This window comes from Aeoliella fuhlenseeensis (assembly GCF_052161615.1).
Taxonomy (GTDB): Bacteria; Planctomycetota; Planctomycetia; order Pirellulales; family Lacipirellulaceae; genus Aeoliella.
The window spans coordinates 3,352,881-3,368,424 of record NZ_CP197417.1; the positions used below are offsets into that span (position 1 = coordinate 3,352,881).

Annotated in this window: 12 protein-coding genes; 2 read left to right on the forward strand and 10 right to left on the reverse strand. The window is 60.8% G+C overall.

Annotated elements, in window-relative coordinates; translation table 11 throughout:
• Positions 1-13: 13 nt before the first annotated feature.
• The 6 genes from SH292x_RS13260 to rimO form a co-directional block, all read right to left on the reverse strand.
• Positions 14-3,400, reverse strand: a complete 3,387-nt coding sequence (locus SH292x_RS13260; protein ID WP_442481487.1) for an efflux RND transporter permease subunit — start codon at positions 3,398-3,400, stop codon at positions 14-16.
• Between the two features lie 57 nt (positions 3,401-3,457).
• A complete protein-coding gene (locus SH292x_RS13265; protein ID WP_442481488.1) occupies positions 3,458-4,771 on the reverse strand; it encodes an efflux RND transporter periplasmic adaptor subunit in 1,314 nt (437 codons plus the stop codon).
• Positions 4,772-4,872: 101 nt separating this feature from the next.
• A complete protein-coding gene (locus SH292x_RS13270; protein ID WP_442481489.1) occupies positions 4,873-5,184 on the reverse strand; it encodes a DUF167 domain-containing protein in 312 nt (103 codons plus the stop codon).
• A gap of 26 nt (positions 5,185-5,210) precedes the next feature.
• Complete coding sequence (locus SH292x_RS13275; protein ID WP_442481490.1) at positions 5,211-6,278, reverse strand: CPBP family intramembrane glutamic endopeptidase; 1,068 nt, start codon at positions 6,276-6,278, stop codon at positions 5,211-5,213.
• A 31-nt stretch (positions 6,279-6,309) separates the two neighbouring features.
• On the reverse strand, positions 6,310-6,912 hold the full coding sequence (gene pgsA, locus SH292x_RS13280) for a CDP-diacylglycerol--glycerol-3-phosphate 3-phosphatidyltransferase (RefSeq protein WP_442481491.1): 603 nt from the start codon (positions 6,910-6,912) through the stop codon (positions 6,310-6,312).
• A 60-nt stretch (positions 6,913-6,972) separates the two neighbouring features.
• The gene (gene rimO, locus SH292x_RS13285; protein WP_442481492.1) at positions 6,973-8,367 is read right to left on the reverse strand and encodes a 30S ribosomal protein S12 methylthiotransferase RimO; all 1,395 of its coding nucleotides are present in this window, start codon (positions 8,365-8,367) and stop codon (positions 6,973-6,975) included.
• Positions 8,368-8,832: 465 nt separating this feature from the next.
• Here rimO and SH292x_RS13290 point away from each other — a divergent pair, with 465 nt between their 5' ends.
• Positions 8,833-9,582 carry an ImmA/IrrE family metallo-endopeptidase gene (locus SH292x_RS13290; protein ID WP_442481493.1) on the forward strand — a complete coding sequence of 250 codons (750 nt, stop codon included), beginning with the start codon at positions 8,833-8,835 and terminating at the stop codon, positions 9,580-9,582.
• A 15-nt stretch (positions 9,583-9,597) separates the two neighbouring features.
• Here the strand turns inward: SH292x_RS13290 and SH292x_RS13295 are convergent, their stop codons facing one another.
• Together SH292x_RS13295 and SH292x_RS13300 are read right to left on the reverse strand one after the other, a co-directional pair.
• Positions 9,598-10,728: a hypothetical protein gene (locus tag SH292x_RS13295; RefSeq protein ID WP_442481494.1), complete on the reverse strand. Its 1,131-nt coding sequence runs from the start codon at positions 10,726-10,728 to the stop codon at positions 9,598-9,600.
• 149 nt (positions 10,729-10,877) lie between these two features.
• On the reverse strand, positions 10,878-11,357 hold the full coding sequence (locus SH292x_RS13300; protein WP_442481495.1) for a CbiX/SirB N-terminal domain-containing protein: 480 nt from the start codon (positions 11,355-11,357) through the stop codon (positions 10,878-10,880).
• Between the two features lie 116 nt (positions 11,358-11,473).
• Between SH292x_RS13300 and SH292x_RS13305 the strand changes: the two genes are divergently transcribed.
• The gene (locus SH292x_RS13305; protein ID WP_442481496.1) at positions 11,474-12,313 is read left to right on the forward strand and encodes an FkbM family methyltransferase; all 840 of its coding nucleotides are present in this window, start codon (positions 11,474-11,476) and stop codon (positions 12,311-12,313) included.
• Here the strand turns inward: SH292x_RS13305 and SH292x_RS13310 are convergent.
• Both SH292x_RS13310 and SH292x_RS13315 read right to left on the reverse strand, forming a co-directional pair.
• Positions 12,310-12,555 (reverse strand): MoaD/ThiS family protein, encoded by a 246-nt coding sequence (locus SH292x_RS13310; protein WP_442481497.1) that lies wholly within the window; start codon positions 12,553-12,555, stop codon positions 12,310-12,312. The genes SH292x_RS13305 and SH292x_RS13310 overlap by 4 nt on opposite strands.
• Entirely contained in the window at positions 12,552-15,542 is a 2,991-nt protein-coding gene (locus tag SH292x_RS13315; protein WP_442481498.1) for an anaerobic glycerol-3-phosphate dehydrogenase subunit C, read from the reverse strand. The genes SH292x_RS13310 and SH292x_RS13315 overlap by 4 nt, the downstream gene beginning before the upstream one ends.
• Positions 15,543-15,544 lie beyond the last annotated feature (2 nt).

The following is a 15,544-nucleotide window of genomic DNA, read 5'->3' on the forward strand; positions in this document are numbered from 1 at the left end:
GCGAGCTGGTCGATTATCGTTCGACCCAAACGAGCGACTCGCCTTGCTGCACGGCCCGTACAACGGCGCGAACGGCGAGAGCAACCGCGGTGACTAGCACCAGGGGCATGGTGAATGCCAACTGCGCCGAAGGTGTAAACATCGAAATCGCGAGCGCACCAACACCGCCAATAGCCAGGGTTGCCGTAGACACCACGAGCCAGTCCGGCAGGCGATAGGCGAGCAGGTACGCCGCGGGAATGACCACGAGCGTCAGGATCGTCGCGAACATCAGGCCGTAGACGATGGCCCCCGTGAGCGGTTGCCAGAATTCAGCTCCGCCGGAGATGTTGAGCATCAACGGTAGTAGACCAAAGCACGTGGTGATCGTGGTTAGCAGCACGGGGCGGAGTCGATTCACGCCCGCTTCGATGAGGGCTTCACGCACCGGCATGCCGCGTTTGCGGGCTTGGTTGGCGAAGTCGACCAATACGATGGCATCGTTCACTACGATGCCGGTGAGCGCTACCAGCCCGATGAACGTGGCCAGGCTGAACGGGAAACCGGTCGCCCACATGCCGAGAATAACGCCAATAAAGCTAAGGGGCACTGTGAGCATGACGATAAATGCTTGCCGAAAACTGTTGAACTGCACGGCAAGAATCGCCGCGATCAACACCACCGCGAGAATCATGCTTTGGGTGAGGTAGCCGAAGTTCTTGTCGCGCTCGTCGTTCTCGCCGGTGAACTCGACCTGGACCCCTTCGGCCTCGGAGGCTTGGCGTCCGATCATTTGCTTGGCGAAGCCCTCGACCGATTTCTCGGCCCCTTCCATCGGCTGAAATCCTAGCTCCGGGAGAATATCGTTGGCGAGGGCTTCGAAGATATCCGCGGGCTGCTTGGAGTCGTCGACCTCGCACTTGGTGACCACCGCGCGATTGCGATCGTAACGATTGACGCTATAGAGGTCGACATCGCGGATGATCTCGGCGAGCGAACCAATCGAGGCCTTCCGGCCATCGGGTCCGGTCAATTGCAGCCGCTTAAGATCCTCTGGATGCTTTTGATACTCGGGAGCAAGTTGCAGCCGCAGGTTGATGTCCTCGTCGTCGAGCGTGAGCTGAATCGCCGTGTCGCCGGCGATGGCCGTTTGCACGGCGCGGGCGACTTGCATGTCGGTAAGACCCGCGAGGCCGACGAGTTCGGGCATGGGCTCGATGATCAGCACGGGGGCGTCGTCGCGGAAGTCGGTCGACACGTCGACGGTGCCGGACACTTTCTTCAAACGATCGCGCGTTGTCTTGGCAATGCGGCCGAGTTGGTCGATGTCCTTGCCGGTGAAACGCACGGACACCGGTGCCCCGCCGGGTGGACCATCCTGCACCTCCTCAATGGTCATCTTCATGCCGGGGAGAAGCTCGACGTTGCGCCGCAGGTAGTTCATCACCTCGCGCGTGTGAATGGTGCGATCCATAGGCGGCACGAGTTCGACTTGAACCTCGCCGAACTCAGGGCCGGTCGCGGGGTCGTCATCGACGCGCGTGGCCATGCCCGAGGCTGAGCCGACGGAGGTGACGTAATTCACCAAGATGCCGGTATCTTCCCAATCTTTGAGCTTGTCGGTAATGACGCGCGAGGCGGCGAGGGTTTCCTCGATGCTGTAACCAAGCGGCAGTTCGTACTTGACGATGAACTGGCCGCGATCGCTCGCAGGGAAGAAATTGAAACCCAGGTGGGTCATCAATTGCCCTGCGCCATAAATGGCGACAAGGCACCACACCAGAATGAACACCGGCGTGATCCCGGTGAGTGCCTGCCTGAGCACCCAGGCATACATGCGCGTGAACGGCCCGATGTTGGGTCGCACCTGGGCTGCATCCGCGGCTTCGTGTGAATCGTGCAACGCCGTGAGTTTGGCGAACGACTGCGATTCGTCGGCCACGGGCTCGCGTTTGCGGAACCACCGGGCGGCGAGCGTCGGAATGATAAAGTGGTCGACCAGCACCGAACCAAGGAGCGCGACGCTCACGACCTTGGGCATCACACCCATGAAGTCGCCCATAATGCCCGGCACCAGGATCATCGGCAGGAACGCCGCCACGGTCGTCAAGTCAGCGGCGATCACCGGCACGCCGACTTCCTCGATGCCGATCTTCGCGGCATCCATGGGGTCTTCGCCCCGCTCGATGTGGCGGTGGATGTTCTCGGCGACAATGATCGCGCCGTCGACCACCATGCCGAGCACCAAAATGAAACTAAACACCACCATGTTCGAGATGGGGATGTCGACGAAATAGAGGAACACGAGCCCCACGGCCGTGCTAAAAGGAATGGCGATCAGCACCAGCAGCGACACACGAATGCCCATGGTCCAGCCGAGGATCACTAGCACGAGTGCCGCGCCGAATATGGCACTAGAGCCAAGCACGCGGAACATCACCCAGATTTCGTTCGAGGCGTCGCGTGAAGTATAGAATTCAAGTTCAGGATACTGCCCACGAAGGTCTTCGACTTTCTGCTTGACCTTCTTCGCCGTGCCGAGCGTATTGATGTCGGCCTCTTTGTTGACGACGATGGTCGCCGACTTCTCGCCGTTCAGCTGCGCGAGGTTCACCACCTTGCGATGCGCGTCGACCACGCGGGCCACATCGCGGACGCGGATCACACGGCCTTCCTGGCTGGTGACAATCGCCTCGCGAATGTCTTCGACGCCGCGGAGCTTCGACTCGTTGCGAATCTGACGGTCAAATTCTCCCGTGGAGAAGGCGCCAGCGGGGACCTCGGCGTGAAAGTCGGCGAGGGCCTGCCGCAACTGGGTGAGCGAAACACCGTACTGCACCATCCGGTCGGGCAGGACATTGACGTGAATCTCGCGTTCCTTACCACCGAAGAGCTGGGTGTTCGCCACCCCTTGAACCGCCTCGAGTTGCTCCTGCACGTCTTCAGCGATTACCTTGAGCGTCCGATCATCCACCGCGTCGGGAGCGGTGATGCTGACCAGCATCAGAGGCATGTTCTCGAAATCGATGTCGGTGACCACCGGTTGCACTTCGCGGCCGACCGGCAGCTCGTTCCGGATGCGGTCGACCAGGTCCTTCACCTCGCGGCGTGCGTCATCGGGATCAACACCATCGAGAAATACGACCTGCGTAACGGACGATCCACGCACGTTGGTAGACGCAATGAAATCGACGCTCTGCAACTCGTTGAGGGCGTCTTCCACTTTGCGGGCGATCTCGTTCTCGGCTTCGCTTGGCTGCGAGTCGGGATACGGGATGGCAACAATGATCACCGCCTTAGAAATAGCCGGCGACAACTGCACCGGCGTCATGATGCACGCAAACACAGCCAGCAATAGCACCATGACCGTGCAAACGGTGACCAGCCGAGGGCGTTCGATGGCGTAGTTGCTGATCTTCATCGGCAGAGTTTCAACGGAAACGAGGCGGACGGTAAATACATGGCAGCTGCGGGCGGACTACGATTCGGCCCTGGCCATAGGTCCCTCGTCTTTTTTTGGCGTCACGTACTGGACTTCATTACTCGCACCGCTGTTGGTCACACGCACGTGCTGTCCATCGCTAAGTCGTTGATGCCCCCGCGTTACCACGCGATCGATCTCCGCCGAGTTCGTCGGCACGAGCAAGTGATCACCTTGGTCGATCCAATCCGCGAGCGGTATCTTCTGGGCAATTGGAAGGGGGACCGTATCCACCTGCCAGAACATCACCTGCAGTGGTTCGCTCGCCTCCTCCAGCCCATATACGTAGGTCTCCTCGCCGCGAAACAGCACCGCCGACTCGGGAATGCGGTAGGCGCTCACGCGGTCGGTGACGATGTCGGCAGTGGCGACCATGCCGGGCCGCAATAGGTGCTGCTCGTTAGGAACCCGAATCTCGACTTCAAACAACCCGGTGCGAGCATCGGCCACTTCGCCAATGCGAAACACTTCGGCCGAAATCGGTGGCAATCGTTTTCCGAATCGGTCGTAGGTTTCGAGGTTCACCCGAGCGCGAAATACCTGTGATTCGGAATCTCCCTGGCCTTGGGCTCGCGCTTCGCTGGCCGTGCGCATGCGGTTCTGCAGCGTATGGATCTTGGACTCGGGCACATCCACCACGAGTAGAACTTCGTCGTTCTCGACGATTTCGAATACCGTGGCGCTCGCGCCGACGAACTCGCCAACCGTCGACGACCGGCGCGAGACGACACCGTCCACGGGCGAATAGAGCACGGCGTCGCCCAGGTTCTTGGTAGCCATTTCGAGCGCGGCTTTGGCGAGGGCATCGCTGGTGAGATACTGCTGGTACTCGGCCTCGGAAATCGCGCCAAAACCTCCTTCGCGGGCTTCGCGAGCTCGGCGCATGTCGCTTGACGCTTGCTCGACGTTCGCCGTAGCTTCGGCGACGCGGGCCTGCAGCACACGGTCGTCGAGCCGCGCCAGCATTTGGCCCTTCACGACTCGGCTGCCATCGTCGAGCGGCCGGCCATCGGGATCGGTGCCAAGTTCGATGATTCGCCCCGGCTGCTCGAAACCGAGCGAGTAGGTTTCCCAAGCGCGAATCTTACCGCTGTATTTGGAGGTCACCTCGTGCACTGCTGGCACGATCTTCTCGATAGCGACCAGCGGTTTCGGCTGGGCTACGACGGGTACCGGCGTGGTCAGCTGCTCGCGGGCCCGCTTGGCCGCGGAGTCGTCGCGGAGGCTCACCCACACCATGACGCCGATCGAAGCCGCGGTGATGGCCGTCAAGACAACATACCGGGCAAGGTGCCGCGTCCAGTGAGGCATCGGGGGCTCGACGGAGGGTGGGGCAGAAGACAGGGGGGCAGAAGTAGCGTACCTGAACACTGCCATCATAGTCGCGTAGGGGCAGGTCGACAACGCAGGAGCTAAGCGCCCAGGACCGTCTTGATTCGCTCGATTACGTGCTTGTGGTCCATTCCCACTAGCAGGAATTGCTTGTCGGGCGAGGTTTGGCCGCGGACCAGCTCGATCTGCATTTTGCCGCAGCGAAACACCTCGGCCAGGACGTTGGCGATCGCTTGGTTTGCCTTCCCTTTTTCAGGTGCCTGGGTTACCGAGACCATCAGGGCACCTTGCCGAACTCCCACCACCCCATTCACCCGCCCGCCAGCCCTTGCACGGACCGCCAGCAACGTCCCTTGCGGGTGGGCGGTGAGTTGTAGGTCGGCGGCTTCCAAGCTCAGGGTTCTCCACTTCGGCGATGCTATCGGGCCGACATGAGCTGCACGATCAGCACGGTGACCGACGTCAGGTTCAGCACCACGTGGGCAATGATGGAGGGCAGGATGCGATGCGTCCGCTGGTACGCGTACCCCAGGAACATGGCCATCGCGAAGAGTGGGATGGGGCTCGGGCCATTGCCCAGGTGTGCCAGTGCGAAGAGGAACGACGAAATGAGGATCGGCGCCCACCCGTGATTCAGGCCAGGCCACATGCCGGGCCCGCCTGGGGCCATTGGTGGGAGTTCCTCGGGCTCGATCGTGGTGTCGAACAGTTCTTCGCCAGCGGCATGCGTGGGCGTGGTAGTAACTGATTCGGAAACTTCCTGTTGGTCTGCCAGCGCGTTGTTCTCTTCCGCGACTTCCTCGACGAGCCGCTCGCTGGCGCGCGTGGGGCGGCTGAAGGGCCAACTCACGAATTCGTCTTCCAGTCGCTCGAGTCCCCCCTGAAGGAGCAATCGGTAGACAATTTCTTCGAAGACCGGAGCGACAATTACTGCCGCCGCCATTGCCACGGCGAATACCGTCAGGTCGGGGGTTGCGCTCATTTGGTCGAGCAGCGGGTGCCCCGGAGGTATGCCGAGGACGAAGATGGAGACCATCTGGAGGGCGAAGACCGGCACCATCAAGGCAAGACCCATCCAGAGTCCTAGCGATAAGTCGGCACCAAGCTCCGCGAGGCTTGTGGGCAAGCCCAGGTCGCGGCGACTTGCACCGAGCAAGAGGACCAGCACCGCGACGATAGCGGCCGTGAAACCAACTTGCATGAGGGTCATGGTCCAGTACGCCGAGGCGAAGTCACGCGACGCGACTTCGGGCGTCTCATTGCCCCGCATCATCATGGCATTCCCAATACCCATCGCCGTCATCAGCAGCGCGAGCACGCCGGCAATAGGTCCCCAAGGCAGGCGGCGGCGAGGTTGGTAGGCGAGCACAAAGCCATACCGCAGCCAACGACGAATCCAACCCGCGAATGCCAGGCAGCTCGACAGTAGGACGAATAGGAACAAGGTTCCCGCTATCGTCGACAATTCGACATCGCCCTCGTTCATCGCGGCTAACCTTGGGTATTAGCGGGGGCGTTCAGGGATGCTCGCCGCTGGGGGCAGCAGGCCCCAACATGGCGGCGGCGAGTTTCACGTAACCCCAGCCGCTGTAAACCGTGGAAGCGGCGGCGACGATCACCATCAAGATCAGCAAGTTGTCGTACACCTGAGAGGATTGCTCATACACCTGCCAGACGTAGAGTCGCCACAAACTCATCCCCACGGCGGCCGTCTGTACGACCATCTTTACCTTGCCGGCCCACACGGCCGAGAAGTCCATGTTGTGGCCTTCGACCAGTCCGCGAAGCACAGTGACGAGCAGCTCACGAGCCGTGACGATCACGGCCACCCACGCCGGAATCATGGAGCCTTCGATCGCGCCTAGCAGAATAAACGAGCCGCAGATGATTACCTTGTCGGCAAACGGATCAAGAATGCGGCCAAGCTGTGTGATTTGGTTGTATTTACGCGCCCAGTAGCCATCGAGGTAATCGGTCGCGGCGGCTACGAGAAACAACACCAGCGCCGTGAGGTACCAACCGATGCAAATGGCTACGAAGCAGATCGCCGCTAGGACGATGCGAGCCGCCGACAAGCGGTTAGGAATGTTCCATACGGTACCATCGCTTGCCGGAATCATATCGTCGATCGAATTGCGCTGTGGAATTGAAACGGATTAGGAAACGGAATGAATTCCGTTCTACAGTGCCACCGCTACGAGATCGTAATCGCTTCGCGCCACCACTTCGCAGTCCACCAGCATCCCGGGTGCCAGCCGCTCGCCGGTGACGTAGACCACGCAGTCGACGTCCGGGGCATCGGCAATGGTGCGACCAATCCACGCTGTAGGCTCATTGGGCACGGGCGAATCGATGAGGATCGGCTGCTGCGTCCCGATCTGCTCATCGGCAAACTCAAAGGCGATTTGCTGCTGGAGCGCCATCAGCTCGCCACGGCGACGCTCTTTGGTTTCTTCGTCAATGTGGTTGGGAAGTCGGGCCGCAGGGGTGTCGGGCTCCAGTGAATAGGTAAACACGCCTAGGCGCTCGAAGCGTTCCTTCTCGACGTATTCGACCAATTCTTCGAACTCCTCTTCGGTCTCGCCGGGAAAGCCGGTGATCAAGGTGGTTCGCATCACCAGATCGGGGATCCGCTGGCGAAGCTTGGCTACCAACTCCTCGGTCTGAGCACGATTCACCCGACGCTGCATCCGCTTGAGCATGCGGTCGTTAATGTGCTGCAGCGGCATATCGAGGTAGGGCAGGATCTTGTTGGACTCGGCGATCGTGTCGATCAACTGATCGGTGAAGTACATCGGGTAGAGGTACATCAGGCGGATCCAGTCGATGCCTTCGACCGTTTCGAGCTGCTCCAGCAGTTCGACGAGCCGAGGTTCGCCGTACATGTCCATGCCGTAATAGGTGGTGTCCTGGGCGACAATCACCAGCTCTTTGACGCCATCTGCGGCGAGTTCGCGGGCTTCGTCCATCACCTCTTCGATCGGCTTCGTGGCGTGCTTGCCGCGCATCTTGGGGATCGCGCAGAAAGTACACAGCCGGTCGCAGCCTTCGGATATTTTCAGGTAGGCAAAATGTCGCGGCGTGACTCGCATCCGCATGGTGTCAGCTAGCGCTCGCACGGGGGCCGGCTTGAACACCATTCGCTGCTCGTCGAGCCCTGCGATCAGGCGATCGGCGACCTTGGTCACTTCCTCACGTCCGAACACGCCCACGAGGTGGTCGATGTCGGGACGATCCACCAGCAGTTGTTCTTGCTGACGCTCGGCGAGGCAGCCACTGACAATCACGCCGCGCAGCAGTCCATCTCGCTTGCGCTGGAGCATCTCGTCGATCGCGGCGAACGACTCGTTGCGGGCCGACTCGATGAACCCGCAGGTGTTCACGATCGCGAAGTCGGCGTCGTCCGGCGAGGCGACCAACTCGTAGCCATCGAGCTGCAAAAGGCCGAGCATCCGCTCGCTGTCCACCAAGTTCTTGGGGCACCCTAGGCTGACGAACGCATATCGCCCCTTGCTCCCGGGCTGGGCGGAGGCAGTTTGCGTGGATCGAGAGGGGGCAATCGGCAATGGTTCCATCCTTCCAAGGTACGCTAGCGGGGGCATTTACGCTAGGCCGCGAAAACGCAAGCGGTTGGCTAGCCAACGCTTGCGTTTTCGCGGTCAGAACCATACCAAACCGTGCAACTGATCGACTTTCCAGCCACTTGGCGCAACTTATCATCAAGTCAGAACCGCCGGTCCTGCAGCACCATCTCCGCGTGTCGATGAAACGCGCGCAAAAATTGTCTCGTGAAGGCTGAAGTGGATCCGGCTTCCGCCCCAGGTGCGGAACTCCTAACGGCTCAAGCTTCTCCTGTCGCACCAACTCCGACCCACCTTCGCGGGAGTCGTTGGGGCAACGAGTGCCCTACAGCGTCCAGATGAGATGGTGCCCTATCACCAGGGAATTCTCCTCGTACTTTCCCAGAAACTGCTTGCACTGCCACCATCACGCAAGTATGGTATACGCTAGTTCATAAATCAGCAACTAGGGAGGCTGTCATGTTTGCCGACGTTTCGCCCCGCGACTGGTCGAATGCACTTGAGGCCACAGTGGAAGAATTGTTGTGGGAGGCCGACGTGCAAGAGCCGCCGGTCGATGCGTTCCTCGTCGCGATGCGATTAGGGCTTGTGGTGGCAGAGGATCTTTCGCTGGCGGCCCGGGCGCAGTTTGTACGACTTGGAGGCGGGAACCAAGTCGAACTCGCGGCTGTTCCCACGATTGTGCTCGGAGAGAACGATCGCTTCGAGCGGCGGCAGTTCGCCGTGGCCCATGAGATTGGTGAGTTCGCCGCGGCGCGGCTGTTCGATCGACTAGCGATCAACCCACGACTCGTGCCACAAGGGACGCGAGAACAGGTGGCGAATGCCCTCGCCGGCAGGTTGCTGCTGCCGGGACGATGGTTTCGCAAGGCGGGACTTGAATGCGACTGGGATCTGCTCGAACTTCGCGAGCGGTTTTGGACCGCGAGTCACGAGCTCGTAGCCCGGCGGATGCTCGAGATGCCGGTGGGCGTTGTGATCACCGTTTTCGATCAAGGCTTAGTCGCTTGGCGGCGAAGCAATTTTGGACCGACAACTGGTCTTTCGTCCTGCGAGTACGAAGCGTGGAGCGAGTGCCATCACTGGTCTCAATCAACTAGCGCCGCCAACTCGGAGCTCGGTATCTCGGTTCGCTGCTGGCCCGTCCACGAACCCGACTGGCGGCGCGAGATCCTGCGCACCGAAGTCGCGATCGACGACACCTGGTAACGGCCTGTCCCGGGGTTAGCGGAACAAACCGAAGGCGCTCTTTCGGCTGTACTTGCCGTGCTCTTCTTCGCTCTTCTTAGTCACGGGGTACATCGCGACGCGCTGGCCCTTCTTGCGATAGATATCGTTGGCCGTCATGCCCGCTGGAGGTTGGACGAACACCTTGGGATCGTCGATCACCCAGGCGGTGCTCCAGCTCTTGCCGTTGTCCCAATTGGCGACGTTGAAGAAGAAGTTCCGTAGGCACAGGCACTTGTAGTTGTACGGATAGCTCGATGCTAGGTAGTCTTCTTCCGTCAGGTCGTCGACACCGGGGCTCGCGTAGTAGTGAATCATGCCGTCGGGCGAGAAGCTCAAACCCATGGTCCACCAGCCGGGCTCGGTGATGTTCAGGCTGCGAATGTCTTGGCCGCGCTGGTTCGAGCGAATCGAAATTTGGGCATAGTCTTGTTCGACGTTTCGCGAAGTCTCACTACGAAATAACAGGAACATACCGGGCCAGTAGGCGTCGGTTTCGCCCTGCGGCGTCTTTCCGCGGCAGTCCGCCCGCATGCCAAACGAGGCACCGGTGCGATTTTCCCACTGGTCGAACTCGGGGACGTAAACACGTACCGTGCAGCTCGGCCGCCACTCGACCGGAATCGGCCGGCCCAGCTTGCTGTCGAACTTCATCAGCAGGTCGTCCTGCATCTGCTCGTTGGTGATCCGCCCCGGCATGCCGGAGTTCTTGGTCTGCATAAGTAGCGACGCGCGGCTACCTTCGATGCCGCCGTCAGGCGTCCCGACAAGTCGAACGACATCGGGCGTGCCGCGTTTAGCGCCTTCGTGCCAAAGACCGTTGCTCGAGATACCACCAGGACCGCGCTGGTTGTCGTCTTGCTCGTAGCTACTTTTAGGCAGTCGGGGCGAGTAGCTCCACTTCTCATCCTCGAAGTCGTCGCTGCAATTGGCAAGGAACGATCCCGTACCGGGCACAAACGCGTTGCGTGGTGCTTGCGGGCGAGGAGGCTCCTGAGCTTCTTCCGCGAGGCTCTCCTCGGTTGCCGAGTCGTTGATCGAATCGTCGCTCGCCTTTTGAGCCTGGACAGGTTGGGCAAGCAGAATAGCGAGTGCCAGCGAACCGGCGATGGAGAAGTAGCGACGCATCAGGGCAGTCCTTTGCCTTTCAGGGCCTTTGCCTTTGAGGGCGTGGAGTGATCGTGGAGTCGTTCGATACGATCCATTCCTCCGTATCGGCCAGATCGCCGAGTCAATCCAGCACGATCGCTAGAGTCAACGAGCTTAGCCACAACTTGCTAGCGAAGCTTGCACCGCGATTCGCCCGCGCACCAGTCGCAACTCTCACCTTCCGCGACGTGATGCATCAGGCACGTCGCGATCCTCTCGGCCATCACTTGGCCTATGAGCGAATGCAGACCCAGTGGCGCCGTCACCAAATGACTCACACCGGGATGATTGGCCGCGGCCTCGGCCGCGAGTCGCGGAATGTCCTCCGACCAATGCCGGCCGGGTGAGAGGAAATAAGGAAACACCACCACGGTGCGTGCTCCCCGCTCGACGCACTTTGCAAACGCGTCGGCGATGGTTGGCTTGGCAAGCTCCATGTGCGCGGGCTCGACGATGTCGATGCCCGAGCCATCGCGGAACATCTCGGCGACTGCTAGCAGCAGGTCGTTGCTCTCACCGCGCCGCGAACCGTGGTCGACCACGATCACGCCAACAGGTTGCTGGTCGGAAGCTACCGCCGCGCTGAACGTTTCCGCAAGATTGGACAAGGCAAGTACTTCTAGGTGGATTAATTCTGGTTGATCGCCCGATACCGAAAACGAGGGTCGTACGATCCTGGTAAACGCTGCCCGCCTTCAACCTCCATCGTACTCGAGAAATCTGTATGTCGCTAACCTCTTTGATCCCCTTCCGCCGCAACGCGCCCGCGAACGTGCAGGAGTTTGGCTACACGCTCAAATCGTTCGAGCTGTCGAAGGATGGCCACATCGACTACGCCCAGTGGCAGCACCCCAAGGAAACACAGAAAACGATGACGCAAGCGATGGTCGACGCCGTGCGGCAGTTCGTAAATCCGGGCGATTTGGTGATCGATATTGGTGCCCACACCGGCGACACCACGGTGCCGATGGCCCTGGCAACAGGACCGAGTGGCCTGACGCTCGCGCTGGAACCGAATCCCTACGTGTTCAAGATCCTGTCGAAGAACGCGTCGCTGAACCCCGAAAAAACCCGCATCGACGCGCTCAACTTCGCGGCGACCAAGCAAGACGGGAAGTTCACCTTCCACTACACCGATGGCATGTACTGCAACGGTGGCTTCAAGACACAGCAAAAGTGGCCATTGTTTCGCCGCCGGCACCCGCTGCTCGTCGAAGGGCGTAACTTCAACTACATTTTGAAGACCAAGTACCCTCAGTGGCTCAAGAAGCTGAGCTACGTGAAGGTTGACGCCGAGGGTTACGATCTGAAGATCCTGCAGTCGTTGCTGCCGACCATCAGCGAGCGGCGTCCCGTGATTCGCTGCGAGGTGTTCCGCAAGCTGGTTGCCCGCGAGCGGTACGAGCTGCACGATTACTTCACCGGGCTCGGTTACGATGTGGTCCGCTACTTGGGCATCGAAGAGGGCCCTGGCGAGAAGCTTTCGCGACGCGAAATGACGGCCACGAAGCATTTTGATATCGTTGCGATGCCCAAGGCGGTGAAACTCCGCCGCGCGGCTTAGCCACCGCTGACGGGCGGGATGATCGCGATCTCCACGTTGGGATCGACCTGCGTATCGGGGGCGACAAACGCTCCTCCCGCCGCGATGCGACTTACTTCGAGCAGGGGAACCGCGTTCGGGAATTGCGCAGCCAACTCGGCAACGAGTGTGGCGTAGGTCGCGCCGTCGCGCAGGTCGACATTTGCAATGTCGCCACCCAACAGCTCGCGCAGCCCGGCGAAGACTAGCACCTTGGTTATCACGTTGCAGTCTCCGCTGCCAATGGCGCGAAGACGGGTGGGATCAGCCCGTAAGCGGCGGCAAGGACCTTGATGGGATGCACCGTTCGTTTGTGCGTCCCGCCATCAATCTGGATCGCACAGGTGCTGCACTCGGTCACCGCAGCGTGGTAGGGGCCATCGCGGACCTCGGAAATCAGAGGCAGACCAATACGCAGGCTATTGCGATAATTGCGACGCTTGAGCCCCCACGTGCCGGCCATTCCGCTGCATCCCTTTTCGATCACGTGGACCTTCAGTCCCGGAATGAGTCGTAGCAAGTTGGCAGCCGGCGTGCCAATTTCAAGAGCCCGCACATGGCATGGGACGTGATGCGCCACTTCGTATTCCATGTAGTCGAAGTCGAGATCGAGGACCCCGCGTTGGTGCAGCGACCACAAGTAATGGCACGCGTCGCGCGTGTTCTCGGCGACCAATCGCACGTCTTCGTCGTCGGCGAGCAGCGTAGGGTACTCGCGTGTGAGGGCTAGAACGGCGGTGGGCTCCGTAGAGATGACGACATATCCCTGCCGCACCGCTTCGACCAGTGCGGCTACGTTCCGGTGGGCAACGCGACGCGCGTGATCGAGCGAACCCGAACTAATCAGCGGCATGCCCGACTGGTGCTGGCTGGGCGGGATAAATACCTCGATGCCGTTGTGCTCGAGTATTTTCAGCAGCGCGTCGACGAGCTCGGTATCGAAGTGGTTTGCGAACGTATCCACGAACAGCGCCACGCGATACTTTCGCTCGCCCGACGGTTGGGTCTGCTTGCGGGATAACGTCTTAAGAAATGGTTTTGGTGCGATTGGCGGAAGTCGCCGAGCTTGACTGATGCCAAGCAGTTTTTCCATGAGCCACCGAGCTTGTGGATTCGCAAACATCCAGTTCGACAGTCGCGGTGCGATGCTGGCGATGCGAATCATGAGATCGATGCGGGCCATCAGCCAGTCGTGCATGTCGAGGCCGTTGCTGCTGACGTACTCGCCCTTCGCTTCGACCATCAGCTTCGGAATGTCGACGTTCGCCGGACATTCGATGCGGCACATATGGCAGTGAATGCAGAGGTCGGCCACTTCCTTCAACGACTCTTGCAGCGGGGTGTCGGGTGGAAGCTGGCCGGTGAGCACCGCACGCATCAAGTTGGCCTTGGCTCGTGGCGATGCTTCTTCACGCGGTGCGAAGCGATTCGTCGGACACATCCGCGTGCCGGGCGAACGCGTGCGACACGCCGCGCAGCCATTGCAGGTCCGCGCCGCGTGCGTCATTTCGTCGACCGTCCAGTTGAGTTGCAACTGCACGAGTTGCCCTGCCCCGCCGGTGCGTGCCGGTTGATTTTCACCCTCAGCCGTCGACTCGCGAGGACGATCGATATCGGCGATCACCTGCCGAAGATGGTGGATCATCCGCGCGCCAGGTTCGGGGACGATCTTGCCGGGATTCAAGATGTTGCCCGGGTCGAAGATGCGTTTGAGCTCGCGGAACACGTTCACCAGCGGTCCGTACTGCCCCGCGATGAACGGCGTGCGACTCAGCCCGTCGCCATGCTCGCCACTGATCGTGCCACCAAGCATCCACACCTTCTCGTAGAGCTGGCCGGCGAGCCGCTCCATGCGTCGCTTTTCGTTCGGATTTGAAAGATCGAGGAACGGCCGAATGTGAAGCTGCCCATGACCAACGTGGCCGAACAAGCTAGCGGTGATCTGCTCGTGCTTCAGCACATCCTGCATGTGCCGAAGGAACACTGGGAGCGCCGCGACCGGCACTGCCATGTCCTCAACGAACGGCACCGGGCGGCGTATGCCCTGCAGGCGGTAGAGTGTTGGTACGAATCGCTGCGCGAGTTGCCAGAACAGGGCGTTGTCCGAAGGCTCCGTCGCCACGTGCGCGCCGGCAGCCAGCCGTGTGGTATTGGTAACTAGGTCAACCGTGGCGTTGATCTTCGCTTCGACCTCCTGCGACGTATCGCCCGTGTGCTCCACCAGCAGCACCGCTTCGGCTGCACCTGGAATGAGCAGCTCGTAACGCACGTCGATTTCGCGCGCTAGGCTCAAGTGCCGGCGGTCCATCAAGTCGCAGGCCACGGGGCCAAGCGTGAGCACTTCCTGCACGGCGCGTGCCGCCTTGTCGAGGCTTTCGAAGATTAGCAGCGTGCACGCCGTGTGTTTCGGAATCTCTTGCGTCTCGAGCACCAGCTCGGTGCTCAGCGCAAGAGTTCCTTCGCTGCCCACCAGCAAACGCGCAAGATTCAGCCGACCGTCTACCAAGAGATCGGTCAGATGATAACCGGAGCAATTCACGGGGCTGTGGATGTTCGTCGCAGCAATCGCGTCTCGATTGCGTTCGATCAGGTTGGCGACCGACCACACGATCTCGAGCAAACGCTCGCCGGCCGTAGGCACCTCCGACAGAATGGGCTGCGCGGCTGGCACCGCATGCTGCCCGGCGTCGATCACCGTGCCGTCGGCGAGCACGACGCGCATTTCGCGAACGTGGTCGCGGGGCGTGCCGTACTGCAGGAAGTGACTTCCCGTGCCGTTGACGGCCGCGACGCCACCCATTGTGGTGACGCTCGACATAGCCGGGTCGGGGCCGAAGATGCGTCCGTGCGTGGCGAGCAAACGATTGAGCTCGCCGTGCACCACGCCTGCTTGCACGCGGACGGTGTCGGGTCGGAGTTGCAGCACGCGACGCATGCTCCGCGAGAAGTCGATCACTACTCCACGACCAAGCGACGAACCGGCGAGACCACTCCCCGCACCGCGTGCGTGAAGCGGCAGACCATTCTCCGTGGCGTAGCGCGCCGTGGCCACCACGTCGGCTGTGCTGGTGGGCCGTACTACGCCGAGCGGGCGGATTTCGTAGATGCTGGCGTCGGTGGCGTACTGCTGCACCGTCACATCGTCGCAACGCACCTCGCCCGCCACGAGGCCGCGGAGGTCTTCTTCGATGCGTTTGCGTTCTGGGTCCATTC

Coding starts and splice junctions, on each gene's coding strand:
- SH292x_RS13260 (WP_442481487.1), bottom strand. CDS start 3,400: ATGAAGATCAGCAACTACGCCATCGAACGCCCTCGGCTGGTCACCGTT.
- SH292x_RS13265 (WP_442481488.1), bottom strand. CDS start 4,771: ATGCCTCACTGGACGCGGCACCTTGCCCGGTATGTTGTCTTGACGGCC.
- SH292x_RS13275 (WP_442481490.1), bottom strand. CDS start 6,278: ATGAACGAGGGCGATGTCGAATTGTCGACGATAGCGGGAACCTTGTTC.
- pgsA (WP_442481491.1), bottom strand. CDS start 6,912: ATGATTCCGGCAAGCGATGGTACCGTATGGAACATTCCTAACCGCTTG.
- rimO (WP_442481492.1), bottom strand. CDS start 8,367: ATGGAACCATTGCCGATTGCCCCCTCTCGATCCACGCAAACTGCCTCC.
- SH292x_RS13290 (WP_442481493.1), top strand. CDS start 8,833: ATGTTTGCCGACGTTTCGCCCCGCGACTGGTCGAATGCACTTGAGGCC.
- SH292x_RS13295 (WP_442481494.1), bottom strand. CDS start 10,728: ATGCGTCGCTACTTCTCCATCGCCGGTTCGCTGGCACTCGCTATTCTG.
- SH292x_RS13305 (WP_442481496.1), top strand. CDS start 11,474: ATGTCGCTAACCTCTTTGATCCCCTTCCGCCGCAACGCGCCCGCGAAC.
- SH292x_RS13315 (WP_442481498.1), bottom strand. CDS start 15,542: ATGGACCCAGAACGCAAACGCATCGAAGAAGACCTCCGCGGCCTCGTG.